We start from the raw sequence: 13,536 nt of genomic DNA, 5'->3' as shown, positions 1-13,536 counted from the left end.
CCGGGAACGGTTCTCTACCAGGAGGTCAGCGCGCGCAGTTGCGGTGTCTTCTTGAGAATGTGATTCTCCATACGACCGAGCAAAGTGTCGAGAACGCTGACGGCTTCCGTCACCAGTGGCCCCTTGTTCAGCATCACGCATTCGGCCCGCGCGGCCATGGCGGCATCGGTCATCTCGGCCCGGCTCGGTATGCCTTCCTTCACCAGGTCCTCAAGTACCTGCGTCGCCCAGACGACAGGAACGGAGGCCGCCTCGCAGAGCCAGAGAATTTCCTCCTGCATCTCGGCCAGCCGCTCGAAACCGATCTCGGCAGCCAGATCGCCACGCGCGATCATCACGCCGAACGGTCCCCTCTGGCGAGCGCGGGCGATCAATGCCGGCAGGTTCTTCACTGCGTCCGGCTGCTCGATCTTGGCGATCAGGCCGAGCCTTTGATGGTCGGCGCCCAAGCGATCGAGAATGTCTTCCAGAAGATCGATATCGTCAGGTCGCGACACGAAGGAATAGCCGAGCATGTCAGCGCATTCGATGACGGTGGCGAGATCGGCTTCGTCCTTCGTGGTCAGCGGTGAGAGACCGAGCGCGGTGTCGGGGAGGTTCAGCCCTTTCTCCGGTTTCAGTTTTGCGCCGCCCGCCTTGGTCTTGACGACGCGGATCACCGCCTCGCCATCCGAGACATCCTCGACCACGCCTTCGAGCTTCCCGTCATCGTAGCGCACCCGGTCACCGACAGAGAGGCGGGTCACCAGTTCCGGCAGCGATACACCTGCCGAAAAGGTGACATCGGCGCACGGGCGCGGCAGGCCGGTCGCGACCAGCCGCAGCCGATCGCCAGCCTGCAGGCGCGCCTTCTTGTCCGGCGCCGCGACGGCCGACGTGCGGATCTTCGGTCCGGCAATGTCCATCAACACCTTGATGTCGCGGCCAACGGCCCGTCCGGCAGCGCGCACATGCAGCGCCATGGTTCGCCAGGCCTCCGGCTCGTCATGGGCGCAGTTGACGCGCGCCACGTCCATGCCACGACGGGCGAGGTCGGGCAGAAACTCGGGCCGTTCAGCCGCGTCGCCCGGCAATGTCACCATTATCCGCGTCCGGCGGTTGGTCCGTGCCTCACCCAACAGCCTGGACGCCATCTCGCTCAGCCGCATCTCGCCGCCGAAGAACTCGCTCGTCGCGGGCCAGCCGCCCGCGGCACCGCGTCCCACCATGGCGGCGAGCGTCGCGGCCACCGCGTCGAGCGTTGGCAGAACGCGGCTTTCGAGGCGGCCGAGGGAGGACAGTCCGAGCGGCATCAACCGTCGTTGCAGGTCGCGAATATCGTGGTGGCGCAGCGCCAGGTAATGACGCAGGTTCCGCACGGCTGCATCGTCCTCCCCGCCGTCGACGAGACCCGCTCCGGCCACTTCCTCCACGACCTTCGCCCGCAATGCCAGCACCTCGTCCAGCAGGACCGAGGCTTCCATGGCGGCATCGTGATTTGCTTGCTGATTCATGCCTTGCTTGCTCCACCGGCGCCCCGATCCTGCGCCGTCTCACCGACACTGGCGAGAGGGCGAATGAGCGCGGCGCGAAACATGTCGGTTTCAGCCTAGCGGGGAACAAACAAGCCTGTGTGACAGCCAGGTCAGGGCCTCAGGCCCCAGACGGCGGCATTGACGACGCTATCGGGCATGGCAGAAAGCCGGGCCGAGCGAACCGGGTTGAACCCCGCGATGCGCTTGGTACCGGCCCAGCGACCGTCGTCGGCAAAGACCTCCAGCGAGCCATAATCCAGGAAGATTCGGAACAAACGTGGCCGGGCACCGGCGGCAATGTAGCGGGGGCCAGCGGCGCCATGGTTTTCGTGGAGAATGATCAATCCGTCCGCATCGAGCTCCACCGCAAGGGCAATATCGGGATGGTCGAAATCGAGGCGGAAAGGCAGGCCGGCCTCGCGGAGCTCGAATTTGATTTCGACCGCGCCGCCGGCGAAGTTCACCGTCTCGCCGCGCATCAGCCTGGTCCGGTCTATCACGTGATGCCTCAGACTTTCGGTTGCCGGAATCGGCGGCGTGAGCAGTGCACCATCGGAGAGCACCAGGGCACGCGGCAAGGTCATGGCAGTCGGGAAATCGATGTTCGGTCCGGTATCGGCCCAGTTCGCGAGCCAGCCGATACCGATTGACTGGTCGCCATCCTTGAACGCCTGGAACGCATAGTTGTCGGTGCCGAAGTCGAGCTCCTGCTCGAATTCCTTCACGAACGTCCGGCCGTCGAACCAGCCCACCTCCGCCATGGTCAGGTTCTTTCGCCCCGTCTTCTTGTCGGTGCTGTTCATCAGCCCGTAGAGAAGCGCCCACTGGGTCGTCGGGTCCGTGGCGCTGCCGTCCAGCGGCAAGAGGCAGGGGCATTCGATCGCCGTCGTCTGGTGGCGGGTTTCGACTAGGAGCTTGCCGATATAGGTCCATCCCGTTGCTGCACTGCGATCCTCGGTCTCATAGAGCAGGATGACGCCACCGGCCTCGCTCTGGCTGCCGAGCAGCATTTTCCAGAGCCCATCGGGACCACGGAACACATACGGGTCGCGGAAATCGAGGGTCAGCCCCTCACCCTCCGGGCGACGATCGAGAAGCACCTCGGCCTGTCCGGCGCTGAAGAGATCCGGGGAGACGGCGGTCATCTGGATCTGCTCTTCGGGGTCGCGGTCCTTTTCCTGCTCGGTGAAGAAGACGCGGATACCGGGGGCATTGGGGAGCGGGATCGCCGAACCGGAAAACGCGCCTCCCCGCTTGTCCGGCCGGGCGCCGAGCGTCTCGGAGGGAAACAGGAAGATCGGCATGTGGCGCCATCTCAGATAATCCGACGACACGGCGTGCCCCCAGTGCATCGTGTTCCATTGCAGGCCATGCGAATAGTGCTGATAAAAGAGGTGTGGCCGGCCGCCGAAGCGGCCGAAGCCGTTCGGATCGTTCATCCAGCCGAACGGCGGGCGGAAATGATAGCTGTCAGGCAGAACCGGCGCCGCATTACCGGTGTTGGTGTGCAGAACGGTTATCCCCGTTTCCAGAACATCGGTCGGCGTGAACCAGTAGATGACGGAGACAGCCGTCTTCTCCATGTCGTAGTGCAGCTCGAAATGTCCGCCGCCAAAGACGTGGTAGATGCGGAACTCGTACTCCTCGGTATTGTTGGCCAGCACATCCCCGAATTTGCCGTTGACGCTGACGAGCGACACCGTTCCTGGCACGCCGGGTATCATGGCCTTCAACCAGATGTGTAAGGTGGTGTTGACCGGCAGTTCCGCCTGAAGCACCCGGGTCGTCGACCTGCCGCGGTCTTGATCGTTCGTCATTGGCATCTCCGTCTCGCCGTTGCAGTCCCCCTGACCAACCTAGGTAGCTTTTGGCGAGCGGCAAGTCTTTCCGGCATTGCACGCGATCCCGTTGGAACCCCGCGCGGTCGAGCTTGTTTACGACAGTAGGCCCACTGACGCGCAGCACGAAACGGGAGGACCCATGCGGGATCGAGCCACCTATGAGCCATACGAACAACCGACAGGCGGATGGGGCTCGGTCACATCGCTTTTGAAGAATGCGATAGGCCAGAAGGCGGTCCACAGCACGCCGGCTCTTCTGAAGGACCACAATAAGACCGGCGGCTACATGTGCACAAGCTGCGCCTGGGCGAAGCCCGGCAAACCCCATGCGGCGGAGTTCTGCGAGAACGGGGCGAAGGCGACCTTCTGGGACCTGACGACAAAACGCACGACCACGGAATTTTTCGCCCGCCATACGGTGACGGACCTTCTCGGCTGGACCGATCACGACCTCGAAAACGAAGGCCGGCTGACACAGCCCATGCGGCACGATCCCGCCACGGACAAATATGTTGCCGTGTCGTGGGATGAGGCCTTCGCGGATATCGGCGCCAAATTGAAAACCTACGATCCGAAAAGCGTGATCTTCTACGCCTCGGGCCGGGCCTCGCTCGAAACCTCCTACATGTACCAGCTTCTCGCTCGCCTCTATGGCAACAACAACCTGCCTGACAGTTCGAACATGTGCCACGAAACGACGTCCGTCGCCCTGCCGCAGAGCATCGGCACGCCTGTCGGCACCGTTCTGCTCGAGGATTTCAAAAAGACGGACTGCATTCTGTCCTTCGGCCAGAATGTCGGCACGAATGCACCTCGCCTGCTGCACAGCCTGCAGGAGGTCCGCGAGCGGGATGCGCCGATCGTGGTCTTCAATCCACTGCGGGAGCGTGGCTGGGAGGCTTTCGTCAATCCGCAGCGTCCCGGCCAGATGCTGTCAAACAAGCCGACCCAGATCGCCACGCAGTATTACCAGGTGCGATCCGGTGGCGACATCGCCGCGATGATGGGCATGGCCAAGGCGCTCTTCGCCTTCGATGACGAAGCGAAGCGTTCCGGCCGGCGTCGCATTCTCGACGCGGCCTTTATCTCCGAACACACACATGGGTTCGGGGCTTTCGAGGATCGCGTGCGGGAAACCGGCTGGGACGAGATCGTCATCGAAAGCGGGCTTCCCCGCGCGGCTTTGGAAGCGGCGGCGCGGACCTATGCGGATGCCACCTCGGTCATCGCCATCTATGGTATGGGGCTGACGCAGCACAAACTCGGCGTCGACACGGTTCAGATGCTGGTGAACCTGCTCCTGATGCGTGGTCAGATCGGCAAGCCGGGCGCCGGCATCTGTCCGGTGCGCGGCCACTCGAACGTTCAGGGTCAGCGCACCGTCGGGATCGCCGAAAAAACGAGCCTGGTGCCGCTCGACCGTCTGGCACAGCAGTTCGGCTTCGAACCGCCGCGCGAGGATGGCTTGAATACCGTCGAGGCTTGCGAAGCGATCATCGAGGGCAGCATCAACGCTTTCATCGGCCTAGGCGGCAATTTCGTTCGCGCGATCCCGGAACAGGCGCTCATGGAGCCTGCGTGGCGCGGGCTCGATCTGTCGGTCCAAATCGCCACCAAGCTCAATCGCAGCCATCTCGTCACCGGCCGCACGACCTACCTGCTGCCGACGCTGGTGCGCTCGGAGATCGACCATCAGGCGACCGGACCGCAGATCGTGACGATGGAGGATTCAACCACCTGCATCCATGCCTCCCGCGGCAAACACCGGCCGGCAAGCGACCACCTGTTGTCGGAGCCGGCGATCGTCGCCGGAATCGCCAAGGCCACGCTCGCACCCAATCCGAAGGTGCCGTGGGATTCGTGGGTCGGCGACTACGCGCTTGTCAGGGACGCGATCGAAGCTTCTTTTCCGAAGGATTTCCGCGACTTCAACCTGCGCCTCGACGAACCCGGCGGCTTTGCCCGCCCGATCGCGGCGCGCCAGCGCAAATGGGAGACCGACAGCGGCAAGGCGAACTTCAAGCTGCCGGGAGCACTTTCGGCAAGCTTCGACGACGGCACCGACCCGGATGTCCTGCGCCTCGTGACGCTGCGCTCGAACGACCAGTTCAACACCACGATCTACGGCCATGCCGACCGTCTGCGCGGCATCCACCATTCGCGAATGACCGTGATGATGAACCGTGACGACCGGATTCGCCTGGGGATTGCCGAAGGCGGGACCGCCCGCATCACGACCGCCGTCGACGACGGCATCGAGCGCAGCATGACCGGCTTCCAGGTGATCGACTACGACATCCCGCAGGGCACCGTGGCTGCGTATTATCCCGAATGCAACCCTCTGATCCCGCTCTGGCAGTTCGCCGAACAGAGCAAGACACCGGCTGCGAAGTCGGTGCCGGTCAGGATTGGGGTGGGGTGAAGAGAGAACTCGCGCAAGCTCTCTCTTCCTTTCGCCATCAAAGCAGGAAGTAGCCCTTCTGCATCGTCACAGCATCATCGAGGTGGATAGCAAAATCCGCGACGCGGTCGCCATTGACGTCGGCCTGGATGTAAGTGTCCGACGCCTGCTTGAAGTAGCGCAGTTCGCCAGCCTTGCCCGAAAAGCTTTTCGTGCCGATGAACTGAAAGGCCTGGTTGCCGCTCGACTTGGTACTGGCATCGATTGCCCTCAGATCAATGCGGTCGGAAGAGGTGAAGTCGAAAATCGTATCTCGTGCGCTGCTCGTGTTGCGGGAGTCGGAGATTGAGTTGTAGATGAAAACATCTTTTCCGCTCCCGCCGTAAAGGTCATCGGCTCCGCCGCGACCGGTGATGTGGTCGTTGCCGCCATTGCCCTTGATGATGTTGACATCCCCGCTGCCCTTCAGCACATCGCTGGCGCTGCCGGACGAGATGTTCTCGAAATTGCGGAACAGGAATCGGCCATAACCTGTGTCGACTAAGTCGTTCTGGCTGAGATCGATATCGATCTTCTTGTTGAAAGCCGTCATGACGAGCGTGTCGGAATCCTTGTTCGAGGAGTCCGAGACACCTTCCGATCCATCGACAAAAACAACCGAGCTCTTGTTGGAAAGGCGGCTGAGCGTCACCGTGTCCGCGTCGCCGCCTCCAATCACGGTATCCGCTCCACCGCTGCCGATGGTGATACTGTCGCGGCCGCGACTGCCGATAATCGTACCGACGTAACCGCTACCCGTAACAAGGGAGTCGTTGCCCCGGCCCAGATCCAGGTATTCGACCTCTCCCGCACCGGTGCGGACCACGTCATTGCCACCCTCGACACGGACGACGACCGCGCCGGCATTGCCAAGTGTCAGTTTCTCGACGTTGCCGCTGCCTTTGATCGAATCGACGAAGGTATTCCTCATGGTCACGACATTCGTGCCGGCACCATCCAGCCCGCCCAATGTCATCGTTCCTATCGATCGACCGGTTCCGGTAGCGCTGTCATTTATGGTCGCGCGAACATTTCCGGTAAAGCGTAGAAGGTCCACATCCCAGTTCGAACCTGACAGTGTGTAGCTCGCAGAAAAGGGGCCGAGATCGTCGCGTACCCATGTATCCACGTAGAGCAACCAGCCGTCCGACCAGTTGTAAGCATCGGACCCGACACTGAAGTTCGTGACGCCGTTAAGCGTCGCACTGACGTTGCCTGTGATGGTTGTCATAAAATCCCCCAACCCCAATAGTGAAAAGAAAAACTACCCTTGCCCACGAACAATGACTCAGAATGAGTCCGGAATCAACTTATTAGAACTTTAAACTCACTTTTGAACATTAGTGAAATTTTCGTCCAACACATCGCGATCGCCATCCGCGCGCCATTTTCTGGCTATTGACGGAGGCCTAACCATGTAAACGGGCAGGCATGGTTGGAAGATCACGGACGTGCGGCAAAGCGATAGCCTGTAGCGGCCAACCGGCAATAAGAGACTGGTCATGGATAGTGGGGAATGGTGCCGCTTACGTGACTCGAACACGTGACCCCATCATTACGAATGATGTGCTCTACCGACTGAGCTAAAGCGGCCCTTGCGGAGCGGGCTTGCCGCCGCGAATGGTGAGGGGCTGATACAGGGATTGCCCGGCGATTTCAAGCCGGTTTTCGGCGGGCCGGGGAAAAATTCCCGGCCCGCCGTGTCGGCCGCCGTTCTAGTTGAGCGGCCAGGCCTTGGCCCAATTGGCGGGATCGATCTCCTCGTTCTCGTCGACCTCCTCCGGGCAGTCACGGAAGGTTTCGGTCACGAGGAGCAATTGCGGCCCGACCCCGCCCTCTGAGAGCTTCCATTCACTATAGGTGCCGCAGTCGCCAATGCCGCGCCCTCTGAAAAAGGCTGAGAACAGGCCGGTCTCGTAGTCGTAGGCGAGATTGTAGGCGACAGTGGCGGCGCTTGGTGCGCCGTCGCGCATCATCGGGAAGGCGAGCGTGCTGACCGTGCCGTAGGAGTCGACGAAGACGGCATAGGGCATATTGTAGGCGCCGCCCATGCCGCAGGGCGTGACATAGAGGGTCAGTTCATCGAAGAGCTTGTGGGCGAGCGCGTTGCCGTCCAGCATGGTCTCCTCCGTCTCGCCGCACTCGCCGCCGGCCGCAAACCGGACCCGGACCCCCTCCGGAAAGTCGGAGAGGCGGCGGACATCGCTGATCGGAGGGGCGGGGTTCGGCGCCTTGTCGCCCTTGGCGCTCATCGCATCCACATGTCCAACGCGCTTCTGGTATTCGTCGATGAACAGAAGGCTCGCCGCCGCGCCGGCGAGCGGCACCTCGCCTTGAACGCTCGTCGCCCCACGGGTGATGGCGATTGTCGCGGTGGTGCCATCCTTCAGGGCGGAAATCAGTCCGTTCGCGATGAAGTCTCCCGCCAGTTCCAGCGTGCCCGCCTCGACACTGGCGGTAATGGCATCGCCCGACATTGCAACCGTCTGTCCGTCATCGATCGCGATGGTGACGCCGAGTTCGCCGTCCCCTTCCAGGATGTTGCTATCGTCGGGCGAAAGGATCAGAACCACGGGCGCTTCCGGCGCGCCTGAACGCCGGAGCTCGAAGCCGGACACGGCGCTGCCCGAGATATACTGGCGCATGCCGCAGGAGAGCGTCTGTCCACAGCTCACCTGCCAGGCCTTGAACTCCCGGTAGCCGCTGTCCGCGGCCAGCGCCGGAAGGGTGCTGGCCAGCAGGGCGGCGAGCGAGAGGGTGTATCGTGATAGCATTGCATGTCCCCGCGAAAATCCGTTTCGGCGGGGACGCTATCAGCCCCGCCGTCAGCCGCAAACGGCCTTTTTTGCGCCGATATATTCCCGCTCCAGCCGATCGACCAGCGCCGCGACCGGTTCTACAGCCTTTACGGCGCCGATCCCCTGCCCCGCGCCCCAGATATCCTTCCAGGCCTTGGCGCCGGTGGCGGCCTTGTCAAAATCCATCTTGGAGGGATCGGCGACAGGCAGATTGTCCGGGTCCATGCCTGCGGCGAGGATCGAGGACTTCAGGTAATTGCCGTGAATGCCGGTGAAATAGTTGGAGTAGACGATGTCGCCAGCCTTTGCCTCGACGATCGCCTGCTTGTAGGCATCGGAGGCACGCGCCTCCGTGGTAGCGATGAAGGGCGAGCCGATATAGGCCATGTCGGCACCCATTGCCTGGGCCGCGAGCACGCCGCCGCCGGTGGCGATGGCACCCGCAAGCAGCAGCGGGCCGTCGAACCATTCGCGGATCTCCTGCACCAGCGCGAAGGGCGAGAGCGTGCCGGCATGCCCGCCTGCGCCTGTCGCCACCGCGATAAGGCCGTCCGCACCCTTGCGGATCGCCGAGTTGGCGTGGCGGTTGTTTATGACGTCGTGCAACACCACGCCTCCATAGGAGTGGATCGCGGCGTTCACCTCCGGCACGGCGCCGAGCGAGGAAATGACGATCGGCACCTTGTACTTCACGCACATCATGAGATCGTGCTCGAGGCGCTTGTTGGAGGTGTGGACGATCTGGTTGACGGCAAAGGGTGCCGCCGGGCGCTCGGGATTCTTCGCATTATGGGTCGAGAGATCTTCCGTGATCATGGCGAGCCACTCGTCGAGCTGGCTTTCGGGGCGGGCGTTCAGCGCCGGGAACGCACCGACCACCCCGGCCTTGCACTGCGCCAGCGTCAGCTCCGGGTGGGAGATGATGAAGAGCGGCGACGCCACCACGGGCAGTCTCAGATTGTCCTTCAGCACGGACGGCAGAGCCATGAATTCCTCCCGAATTCTTACGTTTACGGCAACGTCAATTTTGATAGCAGAACGTGTAGAGTAACGAAAGACCGGAGACGGGCAAACCAGCCGCCCCGCCGCCAAAAGCTCTGGTTATCCCCTCTCCGTCGATGAGTTGGGCTTGCGAAGACACAATCCAGCCGCTACCGAATCTTAACCATGCGGGGTCCGGTACCAGTACGCGTATCGTGAAACAGGAGTAAAACGCCCTTGAGCGGATTGGAAACGGCTATCAGGAGCGCGCTCGAACGATCCGACCGCACCAGCGCGGAAATGCGGGCGCGCATCTATCAATCGGCCCGCCATGCGCTCGAAACCGGTCTGCGCAAGCAGAACATCACCGATCCCGACGTCGTCGAGGATCAGCGTCACCGGCTCGAGGCGATGATCCACGAGATCGAGCAGGAAGAGCGCGCCCGTATGTCGGTCGTCGAACCCTCGGTGGACGAAATTGCCGCCGCCGCTTTCTCCTTCGACGCGACTGATCCCGAGCCGCGTGCCGTCCCCGATGTCGATGTCTCGCCCGTAGTGGCCGCGCCGGACAGGCATAGCCAGCGGGAGGAAGTGCCGGACGACGCGTTCGGCGGATTGAGAGCGGAGCGAAACGACCGCGTCGACATTTCGGCTGCGCCTCAGCCGGTCACCGGCCCACGTGAAGAGCCGCGCATCGCTTCGCAGCCCGATGCCGCGAGCCATAGCGGAACAGCGGGGCTCGACGTTCGCCCGGACAAGGTGATCCGTCAACGCAAACGGCGTTCCGGCGTCTTTTCCCGACTGTTCATCCTTGTCGTCATTCTCGCGTCGCTCGGCATGGGCGCATGGTGGATCTATAGCTCCGGGCTTCAGCTGACGCCTCAGGAGCGGGCTCCCGCCGTTCAGGACAATCCGCCCCGGGCCGAGGAGGAGGATTTTCTCGGTCAGCCGCAACCGACGCTTGGCGCGCCGGACACCCAGCAGGGTTTCTCCGACGACTGGATCAAGGTGTTTGCACCCTCGCAAGTGGCGGGACTCCAGCCATCCTCCGGTGCCAGCGTCTCGGCGACCGGCACGGGGGAGGATCAGGCGGCGCGCCTCGTCGCCAACGAAGCGGGGGATTCCGGCAGCATCGCGATCCCCTTCCCCGTAGACGTGCTGAGGGAAATGGCTGGCAAGACCTCGACCATTGCGCTGTCGGTCAAGACAGCCGGCGACGAGTCAGTTCAGATGTCTGTGGTCTGCGACTTCGATCGGCTGGGCGACTGCGCGCGCCATCGCTTCACCGTCACGCCCGAGCGTGGCGACATCCTGTTCCGCGTTACCTTCGACCTCGGCATCGCGCCGAACACGCCCGGGCGACTGGTCGTCAATCCCGGCCTTGGCGGCGCGGGCGGCGGCATTGACCTCTATGAAGTCCGGGTCCTGCCGGGCCGCTGAGGACCCGGCGCCCGGCACTACTTCAGGAACTCCGGGCCGCTGCCGATGATGCGGTCGTCGAGATCGCCGATCATCTTTTCGTCCTTGCCCTCGTAGTCGAGCGACTTCAGGATATGGCGGATGGTGTTCAGCCGGCCGCGACGCTTGTCGTTCAGCCGGACGACCGTCCAGGGCGCATGTTTGGTGTGCGTCTCCTTGATCATGCGGTCGCGCTTTTCGGTATAATCGTCCCATTTGTTCAGCGCTGCGATGTCCATCGGCGACAGCTTCCAGCAGCGCAGAGGGTCGTGGCGGCGGTCATGGAAGCGCTTCAGCTGCATCTCCCGGCCGATGTTCAGCCAGAACTTGAAGAAATGGATACCCTCCTCGACGATGAGCTTCTCGAAATCCGGAACCTGGATCAGGAACTGTTCATACTGTTCCTTCGTGCAGAACCCCATGACCGGCTCGACACCAGCGCGATTGTACCAGGACCTGTCGAACAGCACGAGTTCGCCGCCGGCTGGAAAATGCGAGACATGGCGCTGGAAATACCATTGCGTGCGCTCCGTCTCCGTCGGCTTGCCGAGCGCAACGACACGCGCAACGCGCGGGTTCATGTAGGAGAGGATGGAATGGATCGTGCCGCCCTTGCCCGCCGCGTCGCGCCCTTCGAACAGCGCCATCACCCGCTTCCCGGTCGCCTGCAGCCAGAACTGTACCTTGACGAGCTCGATCTGAAGGCGTTCGAGCTCCTTCTCGTATTCATCCTTTTCCAGCTTCTTCTTGTAAGGGTAACCGCCGGATTCAATATCCTCCTCGTCAACCCAATCCGGCAGGACCGGGTCATCTATGTTGAAGATCCGCTTCTTGCCGCGGATCTCCAGTTCGACCGATCGGTCCTCCGTCTGCTGCGCCATGTTTGAGCCTTTCCTTCTCCTGCCTCTTACCGATCAAGTGAGGCCACATCTTCCCTGTCAATTCAAGCGAATGCTAACGTCGGCAACGACACTTGGCGCCACACGGTTCCCGTGGAAGGATGCGTAAAGGTAGGAAATTCTGTCATGATTCTCGCCTATCTCTCATCTTTTGAACCAACCGATCTGTCCGCGAGGCAAACTTGGAAGACACTCCTGCGATCTGGCGGACCTTTCTGACACAGCTCAGAGACAACCTCGCGCTGGCGGTGATCGCCGTGCTGATCCTTGCCGCGGCGCTTCTGACCGATGTCGATCCGATGATCGCCACGATCCTCTGGGCCATGGCGCTCGGCACCGCCGTGTTCCGGACGGCCCGCGCGGTGCCCGAGGTCATCCAGGCGAAGACCGATGCCGTGGCCATTCCTGCCGCAGCGCCTTTGGAGACGACGGACGACATCATCGATGCGCTCGACATGCCGATCGTCGTTCTCGCGGAGGATGCGAGTATCGTGTCGCAGAACAGGGCCGCCGAACGATCCTTCGGGCCGGTCAGCGCGGGATTACACGTCTCCGCGCGCTGGCGCTCGCCCGGCATTCTCGACATGATCCGGGAAACGATCACCACCGGTGAACCCAACCAGATCGAGCATTCCGAACGCCTGCCCTCCGAGCGGGTCTACATCGTGCGCATCGGACCAATCCGCCGCCGGAACGATGGAGGCGATGCACGGCTCTTCCTGTTGTCCTTCCGTGACATCTCGGACCTCAGGCGCCTCGATCGCATGCGTTCCGACTTCGTCGCCAATGCCAGCCACGAACTCAGAACCCCGCTTGCCTCGCTCCGGGGTTTTCTGGAGACCCTGCAGGGGCCGGCCAGAAACGACCCGAAGGCGCAGGAACGCTTCATCGGCATCATGCTGGAACAGGCGAACCGGATGAGCCGGCTTGTCGATGACCTGCTGTCGCTGTCGCGACTCGAACTCAAGGCACATATCGCACCGGACGAGCGCGTCGATCTCGTGCCCTTGCTCGGCCACGTACGGGATTCCCTTATGCCGCTGGCCGGCGACCTCGATGTCGATATTCGCCTGCATCTGCCGGAGGGAAAGGTGGAAGTCGTCGGCGACCGGGACGAACTGGTGCAGGTGTTCGAGAACCTGATCGAGAACGCCTGCAAATACGGCCAGGAAGGCAAGACGGTCGATGTCTACCTGAGGAGCGGCGCCGAGAGCCCGGTGGAGGTCAGCGTCATCGACCAGGGGCCGGGCATTCCGGCCGAACATGTGCCACGTTTGACCGAGCGGTTCTACCGCGTCAGCGCAACGGACAGCCGCTCCAAGAAGGGCACCGGTCTCGGCCTTGCGATCGTCAAACATATCCTTACCCGACATCGGGCCCGTCTCATCATCAAATCCGAAATCGACAAGGGGACGGAATTCACCGTGCGCTTCTGACATAAAAGCTCGGCCTTGAACGAGCTTATCCAAAATTTATCTTTTATTTACAGATACTTAGTTTGTCACAAATGTTTCATTGAACTGACATAAAAGGGTGGGGGAACAAGGTCTAAGAAAGACCTGCCGATGCTCGGCGACCGTGAGTGCCGTACGCTCGCAACCACAC

At 62.2% G+C, this 13,536-nt stretch carries 9 protein-coding genes and 1 tRNA gene; 3 read left to right on the top strand and 7 right to left on the bottom strand.

Annotated elements, in window-relative coordinates:
• Nucleotides 1-14: 14 nt before the first annotated feature.
• The gene (locus J5J10_RS16240) at nt 15-1,493 is read right to left on the bottom strand and encodes a pyruvate kinase (protein WP_211930652.1); all 1,479 of its coding nucleotides are present in this window, start codon (nt 1,491-1,493) and stop codon (nt 15-17) included.
• Nucleotides 1,494-1,624: 131 nt separating this feature from the next.
• Complete coding sequence (locus J5J10_RS16235; RefSeq protein WP_211930651.1) at nt 1,625-3,331, bottom strand: glycoside hydrolase family 32 protein; 1,707 nt, start codon at nt 3,329-3,331, stop codon at nt 1,625-1,627.
• A 163-nt stretch (nt 3,332-3,494) separates the two neighbouring features.
• Here J5J10_RS16235 and J5J10_RS16230 point away from each other — a divergent pair, with 163 nt between their 5' ends.
• On the top strand, nt 3,495-5,777 hold the full coding sequence (locus J5J10_RS16230) for an FdhF/YdeP family oxidoreductase (protein WP_211930650.1): 2,283 nt from the start codon (nt 3,495-3,497) through the stop codon (nt 5,775-5,777).
• A gap of 37 nt (nt 5,778-5,814) precedes the next feature.
• On the opposite strand, the gene J5J10_RS16225 is transcribed toward J5J10_RS16230, so the two are convergent.
• From J5J10_RS16225 to J5J10_RS16210, 4 genes are all read right to left on the bottom strand, one after another.
• Nucleotides 5,815-7,026 (bottom strand): calcium-binding protein, encoded by a 1,212-nt coding sequence (locus J5J10_RS16225; RefSeq protein ID WP_211930649.1) that lies wholly within the window; start codon nt 7,024-7,026, stop codon nt 5,815-5,817.
• Nucleotides 7,027-7,312: 286 nt separating this feature from the next.
• Nucleotides 7,313-7,388: transfer RNA gene (locus J5J10_RS16220), tRNA-Thr, on the bottom strand.
• A gap of 122 nt (nt 7,389-7,510) precedes the next feature.
• Entirely contained in the window at nt 7,511-8,569 is a 1,059-nt protein-coding gene (locus tag J5J10_RS16215; protein WP_211930648.1) for a DUF1176 domain-containing protein, read from the bottom strand.
• 51 nt (nt 8,570-8,620) lie between these two features.
• Nucleotides 8,621-9,580, bottom strand: a complete 960-nt coding sequence (locus J5J10_RS16210; RefSeq protein ID WP_211930647.1) for a nitronate monooxygenase family protein — start codon at nt 9,578-9,580, stop codon at nt 8,621-8,623.
• A 231-nt stretch (nt 9,581-9,811) separates the two neighbouring features.
• Here J5J10_RS16210 and J5J10_RS16205 point away from each other — a divergent pair, with 231 nt between their 5' ends.
• Nucleotides 9,812-11,014 (top strand): hypothetical protein, encoded by a 1,203-nt coding sequence (locus tag J5J10_RS16205; protein WP_211930646.1) that lies wholly within the window; start codon nt 9,812-9,814, stop codon nt 11,012-11,014.
• A 17-nt stretch (nt 11,015-11,031) separates the two neighbouring features.
• Here the strand turns inward: J5J10_RS16205 and ppk2 are convergent, their stop codons facing one another.
• Nucleotides 11,032-11,913, bottom strand: coding sequence for a polyphosphate kinase 2 (gene ppk2 / locus J5J10_RS16200; RefSeq protein WP_211930645.1), 882 nt, complete (start codon nt 11,911-11,913; stop codon nt 11,032-11,034).
• A gap of 200 nt (nt 11,914-12,113) precedes the next feature.
• On the opposite strand from ppk2, the gene phoR reads away from it, so the two are divergent.
• Entirely contained in the window at nt 12,114-13,367 is a 1,254-nt protein-coding gene (gene phoR, locus J5J10_RS16195) for a phosphate regulon sensor histidine kinase PhoR (protein ID WP_249116758.1), read from the top strand.
• The last annotated feature ends 169 nt before the right edge of the window (nt 13,368-13,536 follow it).

It is taken from the genome of Ciceribacter sp. L1K23, assembly GCF_018122705.1.
In the GTDB taxonomy this organism is placed as follows: domain Bacteria; phylum Pseudomonadota; class Alphaproteobacteria; order Rhizobiales; family Rhizobiaceae; genus Allorhizobium.
Note: the sequence above shows the minus strand (reverse complement) of the source record. Positions and strands in the feature narration are given on the sequence as shown.